Here is a 16,199-nt window from a genome sequence, read left to right as displayed (position 1 = left end):
CAATGAAACTGACAGCCGAACTGAAACGCCAGAAAATCGTTGCCATCGTGCGCGGCATTACAAAAGAACAAGCGGGCTTCGTAGGGGAAGGATTGAGCCGGGGCGGAATCCGGTTTATGGAAGTGACGATGAATACGAAGGGCGCTATACATATGATTCAGGATTGGCGCGCCCGCTATGACGGTGACGTGTATGTCGGCGCGGGTACCGTCCTTGATGTGGAGATGGCCAAGGAAGCGGTCTCTGCGGGAGCCCAATTCCTGATCTCGCCGAACACGTATCTTTCCGTCATCGAATTTGCCCTGGAGCAGGGAATCGACGTATGGCCCGGGGCGATGACGCCAACGGAGATCGTTGCGGCGTACGCCGCCGGGGCGGAGATCGTGAAGCTGTTTCCAATGGCAAGCCTTGGCTTGTCATTTATCCGGGAGCTTCAGGGCCCGCTGAATCACATTCCGCTGCTCGCCACGGGCGGAGTTACGCTGGACAATATTCCGGATTATTTTAACGCAGGCGCGGCAGCGGTGGGTTTAGGGAGCGCGCTGCTTCCGAAGGATGCCCTTGCGTCCGGCAATACGGACGAGATCCAGCGCCGTGCAGCGGCTTTCGTGGAAGCGGCGAAATAGTTACACTTTGTTCATCCTTAACCACGCAGGTTATGTTTTGGAAGCTTACTACATAAGGAATATATAGACAAGTTATGGTATTATTTAGGTAGCTTGGTTATGTCATTGCTGCCGTGTACAGGCACTTGTTGAGGATAGCATCGTGTGTAAGTAATGCATGGTTAGGTTCAAGTAATGGAAGGGAGCGAATGTAAGTGAATCCATCGGGGAAGAAGAAAGTAAGGGTAAAAAAGACCGTTTGTGCGGTTACGGCTACGGCCATGCTTTGTTTGGGGCAGCCGGTATGGGGGGACAATTCCGTTCCGGGCAGCGGAGTCGCTGTATCCGAAACGGTAACTTCCGTCGGCAGCAGTGGTCAAGCCGGTTCCGAAAGCGTTACGGATAACGAAATACCGAAGGGCGCAAAAATTTCGTCCAAACAGGCGGAAGAAATCGTGAAGAAGGCTTTCCCGGAACTCAAGAACGTGAAGGTGTCGAACGTGCAGTTCCTGGAGAATGACGACATGAGATCGAGCGCGCTTGCATGGGATCTGCAATTGGTGCTGACCAAAGGGAACTCAACCTCCGGCTTCAATGCCCAGGTCAATGCGGTTACGGGTGAACTTATTCATATCTATCTCCCTAATTCTTTGTTGAAGCTGGATAGCGACAAACCGGCGTTAACCCGGGAAGCAGCCAAGGAGAAGGCGCTGAAATGGATCAGCACCCATGTGTCGGACGTGAAAGCAAGCGAGCTTAAGGAGAATGAAGCGTATCTCGGTATGCAAGCAGCTTTGTTCAGTCCGCCCCGGTTTGATTTTTATTTCCAGACCTCGGTGAACGGAATTGAATCGGATGTGAACAGCATTACGATCACGCTGGATGGACAGGGAAATACGATTCAATATTCCCGCAATCAAGTCAGTGAGGAGTTTCCTTCATCCACGCCGAAATTGAACGAGGCCTCGATCCGCAAATTGTTTGAAGATCAATTCCAAGTATCCTTGGCGTATGTGCCGGAAAATTTATATAACAATGCCAAAGGCGAATATTTTTTAGGTTACATACCTAATGATCTGTCAGGTTATTCAATGGATGCCAATACCGGCAAATTCATCAGTTTCACGGGGGAAGAGAGCGGGCTTGTCTCCGTTGAGGACGGCACGATTCCGGCAACCGAAGAAACCTTTAAGCCGATCGCGGGTCCATTCGCCGGCGGTGATGCGGCAGCCCGATGGGTGGAGTCGCAGATCAAGCTGCCGTCCGGCTTGAAGACAGAATCCAAGACGCTGGGTACAAGATGGAACAACAAAGAGGTTAAGACGTGGAACATCAGATGGGGCGAACATAGTATCTCCGCCATGGGCGGAGGAGAGATGGTATCCGCAGAGGTGGACGCCAAGACCGGACAGATCTACTCGTACAACCGTTATCGTTATGACCGGACCGAAACTGCGGAAGTGAAGAACCCGATTTCGCAGCAGGCTGCGCAGGAGCTTGCTTTTGAGACGGTAAGCAAGCTGGTACCCAACGCTTCCGAGGAATGGAAGCTGACATCGGTTGATAAAATGGGCAAGGACACGAAAACCCTCAACTATCAATTTTCATTCCAGCGCTATGTCGGCGATATTCGCGTCATGGGCGATTCCCTGAACCTCACGATTGAGGCCAACGGGCAAATCCAGGGCTTTAGCGTGAATTCGGAAGGCGTCCTCTCCAAGCTGCCAACGGACGTAAAGCCGGCTATTACCGAGGAGCAGGCAAGAGCGCAGTATTTGAAGGAGATTGACCTGAAGCTGAAATACGGCTATTACGGCGGTTACCTGTCTGCCAATAATGAAATCACGAAGCCTTTCATCAAGCTGATTTATTATCCGACACATAAACAGCAGGCTTTAGGCGGCATGCAGGTACCGCTTGATGCCAAGAGCGGAGAATGGCGCGATATCATGCCGGAAATGAACCGCAAGGATATTCCGGCAGTGACTGACGCGTCAGGGCATTCGGCCGAAGCGGCTCTCAAGGAGCTGGTGAAATATCGGGTATTGGTTCCGGACAAGGACGGCAAGGTGTACCCGGATCGTCAGATCACCCTTGGCGAATGGTATCAGCTGGTAGCGGCTTCGGTTAGCCCGTCCTACGAGCAGATATACGGAAGATCCACCATGGATCCGTACGCGGGCCTGCAGCCGGACCATCCGTATTACCAGGCCATTCAAGTGTTGATCGGGCAGAACTGGATTCCGTATGACCCGGACAGCCCGCTGCAGCTGGACCGTAAGCTGACCAGGGATGAACTGGCGAGCTCGCTGACCCGGATTTTGAATTACGAGAAGCTGTCCAAAGCCTTTATTCTTCCAACCGATGTGCAGGGGATATCCGATGCCGACGCCGTGACGAACAAAGGCGCAGCCCTGATCGCGCTCAAGCTGGGACTTCTTCCGGCGGTGGATGGCAAGTTCCTGCCTAATCGCGAAGTGACGCGCGCGGAAGCGGCTGAGGTTCTGGTCCGCATGTCGAAGCTGGCGGGACGAAGCGATTCCTTCTTGTCCTCATTCTATTGGTAGTATTTAATATTCGTGCCCGGTCGACAAAACTAGAACCCTTAAGCCCTGATGTTATGTGTTACAATGATGGTGCATACGGATGAGGAAGATGAAGGGCGGGTGTACCGATGAAACGAAGCCGAGGAACGATCGTTAAATTACTGTTCATAGGGACTTTGGCGGTAACCGTTGCAGCAGTACCAGAACCAGCTAATCTCAGTGATGTCTATGCCACTTCCAACAAAGCGGTCGTGAAGTCGGTCCATGCGATACAGCAGAAACTGCTGACAGCGATGAGCGACAGGCAATCGACGGTGCGTTTTGTTTACCAGGGCGAGACCAAATCGCTGAAATCGCAGCTAAAAGACGCACTTGATCAGGCGATGGCCAGTGATCCTTATATCCATTACACCATCGCCAGCTATAGCTACGACTATCGTGGAACATCCAGTTCCGCCAATGTTACCGTCCGGTTGAGCTATCGCGAGACCGCGGAGCAGACGAACTACGTGAACCAGCATACCGACCGCATTTTGAAGCAGATCATCAAGCCGGGCATGAATGATCATGAGAAGGTGAAAGCCATCCATGATTGGGTTGTCCGCAACTTGAAATACGATACAACGCTTACGAAATATACGGCCTATGACGGGCTATACACGGGTAGCACGGTATGCCAGGGTTATTCTCTGTTAACGCATAAGCTGCTGAAGGAAGCCGGGATTCCGAACAAAATCGTGGAGGGTACGGCTTACGCCTCCGACAATCCACAGGGCCAGCTCCATGCCTGGAATCTGGTCCTTCTGGACGGCAAATGGTATCACTTGGATACGACTTGGAACGATCCCGTGCCGGATCGTGACAACGAGGTATCCTACACGTACTACCTCCGGACGGATGAGCAGATGGGCCGGGATCATACCTGGGTGAAATCCTATCCGAAGGCGAATACGCTTTACCGCAATACGCTGGCCGGGCTGGCCGCGAAGGATCGTTCGAAAGCGGGAGCATACGAAGCGATTAAGAAGGATCTGGAGTATCAGCTGTACGATGCCCGCGCCATCGTCAGCTCCCACCTTCAGCTTCAGCCGCTGGTGAAGGCAGCGAAGGCGGAAGGCAGCCGCAAGCTGGTATTCCGGTTTGACGGCAGCGAGCGAGAGCTTGTGAGCGTGCTCCAGCAGCTTCAGTTAAAGAACAATCTGGGGTCCATCAAATATTATCACAATGCTTTTGAAAACACGGGTGATCTTAGAGTGCAGATCATATGGTAGATGTCCGTGCCAAATGAAAAACAGCTTCCTCCCAACAACGGGAGGAAGCTGTTTTTTTGCATGTTCGTCTTTATTATGATTTGGCATCCGTGCTCAAATCGCACTCATCCAAAGGCACGATTCGGCTCTTCTTCATCAAGCGGTAGCCGAACCAGATGGAGAGGAACAACGGAATGCTGACATACGTGGCAATGATCGTTAACCAGTCGATCTCCCCGCTGAAATTGCCTTGACCGATAATGGCCACGAGACAGAGCAGGAAAGCGAAGATGGGGCCGAAGGGGAACCAGCGCGCACGGAACGGAAGATCCTTCAGGTCCTTGCCTTGGGCAACGTAGGCTTTGCGGAAGCGGTAATGACTCACCGCAATCGCCAGCCAGTTAATGAATCCGCACATTCCGGAGGCGTTCAGAAGCCACACGTAAACGACGCCATCGCCGAAGAAGGAGGCCAGGAACGCCAGCATGCCCACGGCGGAGGTTACGATCAGGGCTGCAACCGGCACGCCGCGGCTGTTCAGGCGGCTCAGCCATTTCGGAGCCATGCCCTGCTTCGCCATGGCATACAGGACGCGGGTCGAGGCATACATCCCGGAGTTGCCGGCCGACAGCACGGAGCTGAGAATGACCGCATTCATTACGGAAGCCGCAAACGCAAGGCCGGCTTTCTCAAACACCAAGGTGAATGGGCTGACACCGATATTGTCGACCCCGGATTGAAGCAAGCTCGGATGGGTGTACGGGATCAGCATGCCGATAACAAAAATGGCGAAAATATAGAAAATCAGGATGCGCCAGAAAACCTGACGAATGGCTTTGGGCACATGTTTTCTCGGATTCTCGCTTTCGCCTGCGGCTACCCCGATCAACTCGGTTCCCTGAAAGGAGAAGCCTGCGGCCATAAACACGCCGACCAGCGCGAAGAATCCGCCGTGTACCGGCCCGTCGCCTAGGCTGAAGTTGCTGAATCCGACCGCTTTGCCGCCAAGAATGCCGAAAATCATCATGACGCCGATGATAAGGAAAACAATGACGGTCGCTACTTTAATGATAGCAAACCAATATTCCGATTCCCCGTATCCTTTGGCGGATAGAATGTTTAAGCCGAACATAATCGACAGGAACAGAAGGCTCCATAGGAATGAAGGGCTGTCCGGGAACCAGAACTTGATAATAACCGTCGCCGCCGCGAGTTCGGCGGCAATGGTAACGGCCCAGTTGTACCAGAAGTTCCAGCCGACGGCAAATCCGAAGGCGGGACTGACAAACCGGGAGGCGTAGGTGCTGAATGAGCCGGAATCCGGAAGATACGTAGCGAGTTCGCCCAGGCTGGTCATCAGAAAGTAAACCATGAGGCCTACGGCGGCATACGCGATAAGCGCTCCGCCCGGACCGGCAGAGGCGATGGCCGTTCCGCTTGCCAGGAACAGGCCCGTACCGATCGATCCGCCAAGGGCGATCATCGTCATATGACGGGCTTTAAAGCTCTGCTTAAGCGAAGCAGCCGGTGCTTTTTTGCGATTCAAGGTCGAACACTCCTTCTATACATTAAGAAATGATATTTAAAATATACCCTGTTAGAACAAAAAGACCGCAGGTCCTATACCTGCGGTCTTGATCGTATCCGCATCATACCCTCCATGAAGATAGCACAACACGGGGAAATCCCCGTGACAGTTCCGTCTCTTTCGACAACGGCCCCAGCACAGGATATAAGAGGATACCCTGCACTTCGGCATTCATGCCTTTCACTGTGCTTCACCGGCTTCTCTTTGCCTCGGCACAACTACTGATCATGTCTGCAACCTCTACCTCATCTTGGAATGATGAGGCTATCTGTATATTCAATTCTAACAAGAGAGTCCTAAGTATAAATCACATTCCATGTTAGAAGCAATGGATAATTTTTACGGTTCAAGGCGGTTTCCCGCCGTGCGATTACGATTGATTCCGTTTAGCCATTTGCTGCCAGACGGTTCCGGCAGCTTCTTCGCCGGATTCGATGCGCTCCAGCGCCATTCGCGCCTGGAGGCTCACTTCGAATTCCGGATCGTTGGCGGCTTCCTCAAGGGCGGAACGTGCTTCCTCCGTACCGACTTCATACAGGAAGCGGGCCGCACGCCAGCGAACGATCTTGCTGCTGTCTTTGAGCGATTCGACCATGACCGGGGTAGCGGCGGCATCGCCGATATCGGACAAGGTATCTCCAGCGGTACGGCGAACGGCCGGGGTTTCGTCGCGCATGGCTTCATACAGAAGCTCCATCGCTTCAGGCGTCCGAAGGTCGCCCAAATACACAACGACGAGCCGGCGGATCTGCATCTTCGGATCCCGAAGCGCTTTGCGAAGCAGCGGAAGGTGTTTCTCCGTCGGCTCCAGCGCATCCAGCGCGGCATAACGCACGCGCCAGTCCTCATCCTGCATCGCGGCCTCGGTTTCCTCGTCCGTCAGCTTCCGGCGCTGCTCGACGAAATCCTCGTCGCTGGCACCGTGGGCAATCGCCTGGGCAATGACCTTATCGAGGCGCTCCTGCGGGAATGCGGCTTCCAGCTCCTGCTCCACGTCACGGGCGATGTCTCCCAGCTGGCCGTAGCGTACGCCGTACTCCTTGAGCTTGCGTTCCTTGATAAGCGTAGAAGTCCCTACCGCGGCTACGGCTTGGGAGAAGCGCTCCGACAGGCCGATACGTTCTTCCTGATTCCCGCTTTTGACACGAATTTGCATCGGAATATTGCGGAAATATTGCACGAACACTTGGGCTTCCCCAAATGCGATATCATCCGCGCCTTCCTTGAGTCCGGCGGCGAGCCCCTCCTGGCCGAATATTTCCTGAACGGCGCCCAGGATGGAAGGCCAATCGGCGTTGCCTTTACGGTCGAGCGCGATGAAATCGAGGGTATGGAACACGCTCTTTACGCCCGGGATATGGAGCAGCTGCCTGATCCAGGGAGGAGCCGACCGTTCGTTGTCTAGTGTATATGTTCTGCGAATTCCGGACTCCAGGGTTTCATCAAGATGAAGCATCATGGAGTTCGGGCTCGGGGTTGGTTCAATGAATGTAATTTTCATGGGTTTGTTTCGCCTCCTTATCCTCTTATTGTACCTCTTTTCCATGCCGGAAAAAACATCATGCACAGGATTCCAACAAATTGACCGGACTTTGGATAAAAAGAGGAAGGGTTTGTAAAACTGATAATGTTGGATGGAATTCATTCATGCTTTTCAAAGAATTACGGCGAAGGGCGGCACCCCTTGCGGGAAGTCCGAAATACATAAGGGAGGCTAGGCTGTCGATGTACAGGAAGCAGGAGAAAAAGCTTGCGATTCTATGCTTTATCGTGGCCGCCATTATGCTGTACGGTGCCGTGAAAGGATATTTGCGCTACATGCATCATTTTGGATAACACACCCGAGGAGTGAACCTGATGTCATCACTGGATCCAGTACTGATGAGCCGCATACTGACCGGACTGACCCTGTTTGTACATATTGTTCTGGCAACCATCGGCGTCGGGATTCCCATTATGCTGGCTCTGGCGGAATGGAGGGGGATCCGGACGGGGGATGACCACTATACCTTGCTCGCCAGGCGCTGGGCGCGGGGATATGTGATTACCGTGGCTGTTGGCGTCGTGACAGGAACCGCCATCGGCTTGCAGCTCAGCCTGCTGTGGCCCACCTTTATGCGCGTAGCCGGTAAGGCCATTGCGCTGCCGCTGTTCATGGAAACCTTCGCTTTTTTTGTGGAGGCGATCTTTCTTGGCATTTATCTCTATACGTGGGATCGGTTCAAAAACAAATGGACCCACCTGCTGCTGCTAATTCCCGTGGCGATCGGCTCCTCCGCTTCTGCTTTCTTTATCACGAGCATGAATGCATTTATGAACCAGCCGCAGGGCTTTGAGCTGGTGGACGGGGTGTTTACGAACGTGAATCCGTTCGTGGCCATGTTCAATCCGGCGACGCCGACCAAGGTGAGCCATGTGCTGGCGTCGGCGTTTACGACAAGCGCTGCGGCGCTGGCCAGCATCGCGGCTTTCAGCTTACTTCGGGGAAGCAGGCACGTCTATTTTAAGAAAGCGCTGAAGCTTACCGTCGTTTCCACCTTTGTTTTTGCCGTGGCCACCGTGATGATCGGAGACTTTTCCGGCAAATTCCTGGCCAAATACCAGCCCGAGAAACTGGCGGCCGCCGAGTGGCATTTTGAGACGATGACCGAAGCCCCGCTCATTTACGGCGGCTTTCTGGATGAGAATAACGAAATCAAGTATGCGTTAAAGATTCCGTACGCGCTTAGCATACTGGCAGGGAACAGCCCCAGTACGGAGGTCATCGGCCTGAATGAATTTCCGGAGAACGAGAGACCGCCGATGTCCGTGCATTATTTTTTTGATTTGAAGGTGACCAGCGGCGCCGTGATCGTTCTGATTCCTCTCCTGTATATGTTCCGAAGGAAACTTCCTGGCAAAAAGCCTTACCCAAAGTGGCTGCTGCTCAGTATATTGGCTTTAGGGCCTCTATCGATGTCAGCCATATGGCTGGGCTGGTTCCTTGCCGAGATCGGAAGGCAGCCGTGGATTGTGCGGGGATATATGAAGGTATCGGATGCGGCGACCACTTCATCGAGCGTCGGCTGGATGCTGTTGTTGTTTATTCTACTGTATTTGGTCTTGTCCGTATCCGCAATCCGCGTGCTGAGCCAATTGTTCCGGAATAAAAGCGCGGAAGAGGAAATCCGGCTGCTGGGACTCGAAATCGAAGGAGGAGACCGCAAGTGAGCTATGCCATGGTAGCCATAACCGTTCTATGGACGTTCCTGTTCGGCTATTTGCTGGTGGCCTCGATTGATTTCGGCGCCGGATTCTTCAGCTTCTATAGCGTGCTTACCGGACATGAGAACAAGATCCACAATATCATCCAGCGATATCTGTCCCCCGTTTGGGAAGTGACCAACGTGTTCCTGATCTTTTTTGTGGTCGGACTCGTCGGATTCTTTCCCGATGCCGCGTATTTTTATGGCACCGCGCTGCTTGTCCCGGGCAGCTTGGCGCTCGTGCTGCTCGCCATCCGAGGCGCTTACTACGCCTATCATACGTATGGCAGCCAGACGGGCAACAATATCGTATACATGGGACTATACGGAGCGACGGGGCTGCTCATTCCTGCCGCCTTGTCGACGATATTGGCCATATCCGAAGGCGGCATCATCTATATGGACGGCGGGAAGGTGGAGCTTCACTGGTACACGTTCTTCACGAATCCGTACACGTGGTCGGTCATTCTGCTTGCCCTTGTCAGCGTACTGTACATCTCGGCGATGTTCCTGTCCTATTACGCGCAGCGTGCCGGGGATGAGGTGGCGTTCGGCGTGGTCCGGGGTTATGCACTGGGTTGGAGCGGGCCGACGATCCTGGCTTCGGTGTTCGCGTTTTTCCAGATCAACCATCAGAATCCGGTGCATTTTGGGCAAATGCTGGATATCGCCTGGATGTTTATCGCGTCGTTCGTCTGCTTTGTCATCGCGGTATACCTCGTGTGGAAACGCATCCGCCTTGGCATCGCATTTATCATGGTCATGCTTCAATTCGCTTTTGCCTGGTACGGATATGGTCGCTCGCATCTGCCGTACATTCTCTATGATTACATCCACATTCATGAGAGCATCACCAACGATACGATGGCCATCGCTTTGATTACCGCGTTTATTCTCGGCTTCTGCGTGCTGGTGCCTTCCCTGATCCTGCTGATGCGATTGTTTTTGTTCGATGCGAACTACATTCGCGGCAAATCCGCGAAGAAGGGGTGAGGCAAGTGGAGGACTTCGGCATTTTCATAGCACCGCTGCTCACGGTACTGGCTGCCGTAGCCTTTATGGCGATTTACGTCGTCAAGTATAAAGACCCTTCGGATTGAGGGATGGACAAAATAAAGCCGGGCTGTTTCGCCAAGAATCATTCGGTGTAAAAAGAACAACAAAGCGCAAAGTTGAGCGGATAGCTCAATACGGGTAAAATACAGGGTAATGGAAGGAGGAGGCTGCATGCCAAGAATTCGCTATAACAATATCGATAACGTCAGCACGGACAAAACGCTTAAACAGTTCAAGCAGTGGCGCGACGAACGTCGTCAGAAGAAGAAGGATTATTCCTACTGCATTCCGAACCTGACGCCGGATCTTCAGTATTTGCATAGCAACCGGCACGAAACCTCCGTTACCTGGATCGGGCACGCCACGTTCTTCATTCAATACGAAGGCATGAATATTGTGACTGATCCCGTATGGGCGCGGAGAATGGGGTTTAATAAGCGCCTTGGGGAACCTGGACTTCCCATTCATGAGATCCCCCCGATCGATGTCATTTTGATATCGCATTCCCACTATGACCATATGCATGTTTCCTCGATCCGTAAGCTGTACCGTGCGGACACCACCATCATTGTACCGGTTGGTCTGCGCCGGAAAATGATCAATAAAGGCTTTCGCCGCGTGATCGAACTGCAGTGGTGGGAATCGGTCGCCATAAAAGGCGTGAAATTTTCCTTCGTGCCGACACAGCATTGGACGCGGCGCACGCCGTTTGATACGAATACGTCCCATTGGGGAGGATTCGTGATGGAGCCCGTGCTGCAGGATGGAAAGACGGATTCGAGTTCTTCCGATGAATCGCCATGCAATAACGAACCCGTCGCTGAGGACGGCACCCGACTGCTTCCGCCGAATTTGTATTTTGCGGGAGACAGCGGTTATTTCGAGGGTTTTAAGCTGATCGGCGAACGGTTCAACATTCACCTCGCTTTGATGCCGATCGGGGCATACGAGCCGGAATGGTTCATGACGTCTCAGCACGTCAATCCGGAAGAGGCGCTGCAGGCGTTTCAGGACGTGAAGGCGGAGACGATGATTCCGATGCATTACGGGACCTTCAAGCTGGCCGATGATACGGCCAGGGAAGCGCTGGACCGGATGGAAGCGGAACGAAAGCGGCTCGGGATTGCCAAGGAGCGGATTCGCGTCTTGAAGTACGGGGAAACCTTCAAGGTTCAGCCGGAACGAAGAAGCGTGACTTCGTAACAGAAACCCGGAAGCGATTCCGATCGGCATACACACTACAGACTGCCTAAGAAGGCCCGAAAGGTCGTATAACCTTTCGGGCCCATTTATTAGTTGCTTCTAATCGTCTTCGTTTTGGGCCAATGCCGACCGCTCTTGCGGCAGCAGCGTTATTCTTAGCCAACTGCACGGGATCGTCAATCGATTCCCGGTGAAGTCTATGGTAAGACAGCGGATCCGGTCCGACTGGTTTCTTCTAATTTAATAGAAACGCCTCGGTTCTATGAAACTTGGTAAAAGGTAATCTTTGATCGTCGGCCTCCTGTGGCTGGTCAGCATGAAATGGCCCATGCATGAGGTTATATTTGTTTAAAACCGTTTTATATCGTCCAGAAGCTTCGATAACCGCCGTACTTATGCTATAATGTGCTGAAACCAATAGTGATAAAGGATGGTAATGCTTAATGATCAGTACAAGCGGCGTAACGCTCCGCTATGGCAAACGAGCACTATTTGAAGATGTCAATATAAAATTCACCCCGGGCAACTGCTACGGCCTCATCGGCGCTAACGGGGCGGGTAAGTCTACATTTCTGAAAATCCTCTCCGGCGAGATTGAACCGAACTCAGGCGAGGTTCATATGACTCCCAACGAACGGATGGCGGTTCTGAAGCAGAACCACTATGAATATGACCAATATCCGGTTCTGGAGACGGTCATCATGGGTCATGCCAGACTGTATACCATCATGAAGGAGAAGGATGCGCTGTATGCAAAAGCCGACTTTTCCGAAGAGGACGGCATGCGTGCGGGTGAGCTGGAAGGCGAATTCGCCGAGCTGAACGGATGGGATGCCGAGCCGGATGCGGCTGCGCTCCTGATCGGCCTCGGTATTCCGCGTGAGCTGCACGACAAGAAAATGTCGGAGCTGAGCGGCAACGAGAAGGTCCGCGTTCTCTTGGCCCAAGCCTTGTTCGGCCGGCCGCATAACCTGCTGCTCGATGAGCCTACCAACCATTTGGACCTCGAATCGATTCAGTGGCTCGAGAACTTCCTGATGGATTATGAAGGCACCGTTATCGTGGTATCCCATGACCGTCACTTCCTGAACAAGGTATGTACGCATATTGCGGATATCGATTTCGGCAAAATCCAGCTGTATGTCGGCAACTACGACTTCTGGTATGAATCCAGCCAGCTGGCCCTCGCGCTCCAGCGCGAATCCAACAAGAAGAAGGAAGAGAAGATCAAGGAACTTCAAGCCTTCATTCAGCGCTTCTCCGCGAATGCTTCGAAATCGAAGCAAGCGACATCCCGGAAGAAGCAGCTCGATAAAATTACGCTGGACGATATCCGTCCATCCAACCGTAAATATCCGTTCCTCAACTTCAAGCCTGAACGCGAAGCCGGCAAACAATTGCTGACCGTGGACAGCCTGACGAAGAGCGTGGAAGGCGAGAAACTGCTGGACAACGTGAGTTTTGTCGTGAATAAAGGGGACAAAATTGCGTTTGTCGGGCCAAACGGCTTGCCGAAAACGACCTTGTTCCAGGTCATCACCGGCGAAACCGAAGCGGAAGCCGGCGAATACAGCTGGGGCGTAACCACGACCCAAGCGTATTTCCCGAAAGACAATTCGGCTTATTTCGACGGAGTCGACCTGAATCTCGTGGAATGGCTGCGCCAATATTCCAAGGATCAGGACGAGACGTTCCTGCGCGGATTCCTTGGCCGCATGCTGTTCTCAGGGGAGGAAGCGTTGAAGAAAGCCAGCGTATTGTCCGGAGGCGAGAAGGTTCGCTGCATGCTGGCCAAAATGATGCTGAACGGCGCGAACGTGCTGATCTTCGATGAGCCGACGAACCACTTGGATCTGGAGTCCATCACGGCGCTCAACAACGGCTTGATCGATTTTGACGGAACCATCTTGTTCACCTCGCATGACCATCAGTTCATTCAGACGATTGCGAACCGGATTATCGAGATTACGCCTAACGGCATCATCGACCGCAGCATGAGTTATGACGAGTATCTGGAGAGTGAAGAGATCAAGGGGCTTCGCGAAAGCATGTACCCGGTTGAAGTTTAAAGAAATTAAGCAGCGGGATGATGGCGACAAGCTGTCATCCCGCCTTCTTATTCAATAAAAATGCTGCACCTCCCGGGTATGGGAGGTGCAGCATTTTTTGGCGTGCGTTACGGATCGGTTCTTTACGAACCGCCGGTACGACGACGCTGGTTGTTTGGTTTTTTGTTATTTTGGCTTTTCATTTTTTGCGCTGAACCGGCTTGGAATTGTCCCGGCTTGTTCGCGGATGTATTTTGCTGTTTCTTTTGTTCCAGCTTTTGCTTGATCGCATCAGCCAAATTCACTTTGCGTGGCTCATTATTCTCGGGCATAGGAATCACCCTCCTCTTCGTGTTCGCTTGTCCTCATTTTATTCGTTTTTAAATCGTCCGGCAAGGGTAACAATGATTAATACCATTTTCTACGTCCATGGTTCTTTGACCGAAGCAATTATGTTTCCCTAGACCCACACGAATGACCTTTGCTAGGATTAAATATGGATAATGATGGATATCGCTTAAAGCCTGCACGGAGCAAGCAAAGGAGAGACGTATATAGTGAATGCCTATGATAACATCAAACAAGGGGAGCGCGGGGCCTGGATCAGCATTGCGGCATACCTCGTGCTGTCATCGTTTAAAATATTCTGTGGATATTTGTTTGCATCCAGTGCTTTGCTCGCCGACGGTTTTAACAACCTGACGGATATCGTGGCATCGCTCGCCGTATTGATCGGGCTGCGAATTTCCCAGAAGCCGCCGGATTCCGATCATGCATACGGGCACTTGAGGGCGGAGACGATCGCGGCGCTGGTGGCCTCCTTCATCATGGCTGTCGTGGGCATCCAGGTGCTGGTCGAAGCCGTCCGTTCTTTTTTTGAAGGCTCCAAGGAAGTGCCGAATGTATGGTCTGCCGGCGTGGCCGGCATCTGTGCCGTTGCGATGCTGGGCGTATATCGTTACAATCGGAACCTTGCGCGGCGCATCGATAACCAGGCGCTGATGGCAGCGGCCAAGGATAACTTGTCCGATGCGCTCGTCAGCGTTGGGGCCGCTGTGGGCATCATCGGCGCACAATTCGGCCTGCCCTGGCTGGATACCGTGGCGGCTGTAGCGGTTGGCGTCATTATTTGCAAAACGGCTTGGGAAATATTCAGGGATTGTACCTATAGCCTCACGGATGGCTTTGATGAAAACCGTTTGTCTGATTTGCGCAGCACGATTGCCCGTACGCCCGGTGTCGAGGGAATCAAGGATATGAAAGCCCGAATCCACGGCAATCATGTACTGGTGGATGTCGTTATCGAGGTAGACCCGGATATCAGCGTTTTGGAGGGCCATCAGATCAGTGACCGCATCGAGGAGCAGATGGAGAAGATTCACAATATTATGAGCGTCCATATTCATGTGGAGCCTAAGGGATCCTCCTAAGGGATACCGAATGTGCAGGTATACAAATGGCAGGCCAAGATTCTCTTGACCTGCCATTTAACATGCCGGGGTACATGAAGGATCATGAAGCCCGATAGCCATACACGATTACTCTACATAAATCCAAGCTTTACCGAGCCATGTATATACTTCAACCCATTCCCCGCCAAGCATGACATCGTAACGATTGCCGGTTGTGTCGAGCTTTTGCGGAGCCAAGGCACCAAGCTTTTCGCCGTTTGGAGCGTTGTAGAAGTAAGTTTTGCTTGTAAGCTCAATCATCGGCGTCGGTACGATCACGACTTCTTCAGGTTTGATGATCGGGTCTTCCACCGAGATCGGAGCCGGTCCTGAAGTGTTGGATACCGTACCGTTAATCGGATCCGCGCTTGCTACGGCGGTTAGAGACAGGGTGAGTGCTAGGGCTGCAGTAATGCTTAGTGTTTTTTTCATGGAATAATTCCTCCTTGGGACCGAAGTAATATTTGACAATATCGTAATAACCACCATTTGGATGTTTTGAACCAAGAAAGTTGGGTACAATTCTCAAATCGTGACAAGTTTCCAGGATTCCTATATACTTTGGGGATGGGAAAAGCCCTGTTCCAGCAGGGAAATCCTTAGGGAGGAGGGATCTTTGGATGGTACGCCGAAAGAAACGAACCGGGCGATTCCTATTGGGAATACTTGTCTTGTTGCTTGTGATCATCGGTGCGGCAGTCTGGTTTGTTTATCCTACGCAATCCCTGGACATGCGCTATCGATCCGTTGATTTCAAGGACAAATTGATGACCATGGTGTCGAACCGGGATACCCGCATGAAACTAAGCACCGAGGAAGTCGGGGAACTCAGCAAGAAGAACATGGTAAAATATATGAGCACGCATGACCTTGGCGTCGATATAACCGGTGCCGATTTCGCAATGAACGGTACCACCATGTCAGCCAGCATGAACGGTAAATGGGGAATCCTTCCTTTTGGTGCCGTTCTGCGCTTTCAGATGTCAGCCGAGGGAAGCTATCTTCACTTGACGCATGAATCGACAACGATTCGTGGCGTTGAGATTCCGCTGAATGTGTTCCGGCTTGAGCCCATTCAAATTTCGCTGAAGGACTATTTGCCGGATTTGGTAACCGTGAAGAATGTTAAGTTTCTATCCGATGGCCTGGAATTGAACTTTACGATGGATTGGATGTCGATTCCTTCGCTGTTTAAGTAAAGCAAGAG

The 16,199-nt window shown here is 52.4% G+C and carries 14 protein-coding genes and 1 riboswitch; of the genes, 10 read left to right on the top strand and 4 right to left on the bottom strand.

The window, feature by feature from the left end:
* The first annotated feature begins 2 nt into the window (after positions 1-2).
* The 3 genes from M1D70_RS27500 to M1D70_RS27490 all read left to right on the top strand — a co-directional run bounded on the left by M1D70_RS27500 (position 3) and on the right by M1D70_RS27490 (position 4,422).
* Positions 3-626 (top strand): bifunctional 4-hydroxy-2-oxoglutarate aldolase/2-dehydro-3-deoxy-phosphogluconate aldolase, encoded by a 624-nt coding sequence (locus M1D70_RS27500; protein ID WP_456288463.1) that lies wholly within the window; start codon positions 3-5, stop codon positions 624-626.
* 194 nt (positions 627-820) lie between these two features.
* A complete protein-coding gene (locus tag M1D70_RS27495) occupies positions 821-3,172 on the top strand; it encodes a YcdB/YcdC domain-containing protein (RefSeq protein WP_456288462.1) in 2,352 nt (783 codons plus the stop codon).
* 107 nt (positions 3,173-3,279) lie between these two features.
* Positions 3,280-4,422: a transglutaminase domain-containing protein gene (locus tag M1D70_RS27490; protein ID WP_009594081.1), complete on the top strand. Its 1,143-nt coding sequence runs from the start codon at positions 3,280-3,282 to the stop codon at positions 4,420-4,422.
* Between the two features lie 73 nt (positions 4,423-4,495).
* Here the strand turns inward: M1D70_RS27490 and M1D70_RS27485 are convergent, their stop codons facing one another.
* Together M1D70_RS27485 and M1D70_RS27480 are read right to left on the bottom strand one after the other, a co-directional pair.
* On the bottom strand, positions 4,496-5,947 hold the full coding sequence (locus M1D70_RS27485) for an amino acid permease (protein ID WP_456288461.1): 1,452 nt from the start codon (positions 5,945-5,947) through the stop codon (positions 4,496-4,498).
* 113 nt (positions 5,948-6,060) lie between these two features.
* A riboswitch (Lysine riboswitch) is annotated at positions 6,061-6,240 on the bottom strand.
* Positions 6,241-6,359: 119 nt separating this feature from the next.
* Positions 6,360-7,490: a virulence factor gene (locus M1D70_RS27480; protein WP_009594093.1), complete on the bottom strand. Its 1,131-nt coding sequence runs from the start codon at positions 7,488-7,490 to the stop codon at positions 6,360-6,362.
* Positions 7,491-7,846: 356 nt separating this feature from the next.
* On the opposite strand from M1D70_RS27480, the gene M1D70_RS27475 reads away from it, so the two are divergent.
* The 5 genes from M1D70_RS27475 to M1D70_RS27455 all read left to right on the top strand — a co-directional run bounded on the left by M1D70_RS27475 (position 7,847) and on the right by M1D70_RS27455 (position 13,562).
* Entirely contained in the window at positions 7,847-9,199 is a 1,353-nt protein-coding gene (locus M1D70_RS27475) for a cytochrome ubiquinol oxidase subunit I (RefSeq protein WP_433941460.1), read from the top strand.
* Positions 9,196-10,227 carry a cytochrome d ubiquinol oxidase subunit II gene (locus M1D70_RS27470; RefSeq protein ID WP_456288460.1) on the top strand — a complete coding sequence of 344 codons (1,032 nt, stop codon included), beginning with the start codon at positions 9,196-9,198 and terminating at the stop codon, positions 10,225-10,227. Before M1D70_RS27475 ends, M1D70_RS27470 begins: the two co-directional genes overlap by 4 nt.
* A gap of 5 nt (positions 10,228-10,232) precedes the next feature.
* A complete protein-coding gene (cydS, locus tag M1D70_RS27465) occupies positions 10,233-10,334 on the top strand; it encodes a cytochrome bd oxidase small subunit CydS (protein ID WP_015737491.1) in 102 nt (33 codons plus the stop codon).
* A 127-nt stretch (positions 10,335-10,461) separates the two neighbouring features.
* The gene (locus M1D70_RS27460; RefSeq protein ID WP_096776941.1) at positions 10,462-11,493 is read left to right on the top strand and encodes an MBL fold metallo-hydrolase; all 1,032 of its coding nucleotides are present in this window, start codon (positions 10,462-10,464) and stop codon (positions 11,491-11,493) included.
* Positions 11,494-11,936: 443 nt separating this feature from the next.
* Positions 11,937-13,562, top strand: a complete 1,626-nt coding sequence (locus M1D70_RS27455; RefSeq protein ID WP_009594043.1) for an ABC-F family ATP-binding cassette domain-containing protein — start codon at positions 11,937-11,939, stop codon at positions 13,560-13,562.
* A gap of 122 nt (positions 13,563-13,684) precedes the next feature.
* Here the strand turns inward: M1D70_RS27455 and M1D70_RS27450 are convergent, their stop codons facing one another.
* Complete coding sequence (locus M1D70_RS27450) at positions 13,685-13,873, bottom strand: hypothetical protein (RefSeq protein WP_009594046.1); 189 nt, start codon at positions 13,871-13,873, stop codon at positions 13,685-13,687.
* 222 nt (positions 13,874-14,095) lie between these two features.
* Between M1D70_RS27450 and M1D70_RS27445 the strand changes: the two genes are divergently transcribed.
* Positions 14,096-14,971 carry a cation diffusion facilitator family transporter gene (locus M1D70_RS27445; protein WP_433942010.1) on the top strand — a complete coding sequence of 292 codons (876 nt, stop codon included), beginning with the start codon at positions 14,096-14,098 and terminating at the stop codon, positions 14,969-14,971.
* Between the two features lie 108 nt (positions 14,972-15,079).
* Here the strand turns inward: M1D70_RS27445 and M1D70_RS27440 are convergent, their stop codons facing one another.
* Positions 15,080-15,424: a hypothetical protein gene (locus M1D70_RS27440; protein ID WP_009594133.1), complete on the bottom strand. Its 345-nt coding sequence runs from the start codon at positions 15,422-15,424 to the stop codon at positions 15,080-15,082.
* 188 nt (positions 15,425-15,612) lie between these two features.
* Between M1D70_RS27440 and M1D70_RS27435 the strand changes: the two genes are divergently transcribed.
* Positions 15,613-16,191, top strand: a complete 579-nt coding sequence (locus M1D70_RS27435) for a hypothetical protein (RefSeq protein WP_456288459.1) — start codon at positions 15,613-15,615, stop codon at positions 16,189-16,191.
* Positions 16,192-16,199: the final 8 nt, after the last annotated feature.

This window comes from Paenibacillus sp. AK002 (genome assembly GCF_053903045.1).
The sequence above is the reverse complement of the archived record's forward strand: the minus strand, read 5'-3'. Positions and strand labels throughout refer to the sequence as shown.

Bases quoted from the DNA above. Each gene is read 5' to 3' on its own strand.
- M1D70_RS27435 (WP_456288459.1), top strand. From the start codon at position 15,613: ATGGTACGCCGAAAGAAACGAACCGGGCGATTCCTATTGGGAATACTT.
- M1D70_RS27450 (WP_009594046.1), bottom strand. From the start codon at position 13,873: ATGCCCGAGAATAATGAGCCACGCAAAGTGAATTTGGCTGATGCGATC.
- M1D70_RS27440 (WP_009594133.1), bottom strand. From the start codon at position 15,424: ATGAAAAAAACACTAAGCATTACTGCAGCCCTAGCACTCACCCTGTCT.
- M1D70_RS27460 (WP_096776941.1), top strand. From the start codon at position 10,462: ATGCCAAGAATTCGCTATAACAATATCGATAACGTCAGCACGGACAAA.
- M1D70_RS27500 (WP_456288463.1), top strand. From the start codon at position 3: ATGAAACTGACAGCCGAACTGAAACGCCAGAAAATCGTTGCCATCGTG.
- M1D70_RS27490 (WP_009594081.1), top strand. From the start codon at position 3,280: ATGAAACGAAGCCGAGGAACGATCGTTAAATTACTGTTCATAGGGACT.
- M1D70_RS27455 (WP_009594043.1), top strand. From the start codon at position 11,937: ATGATCAGTACAAGCGGCGTAACGCTCCGCTATGGCAAACGAGCACTA.
- M1D70_RS27480 (WP_009594093.1), bottom strand. From the start codon at position 7,490: ATGAAAATTACATTCATTGAACCAACCCCGAGCCCGAACTCCATGATG.
- M1D70_RS27475 (WP_433941460.1), top strand. From the start codon at position 7,847: ATGTCATCACTGGATCCAGTACTGATGAGCCGCATACTGACCGGACTG.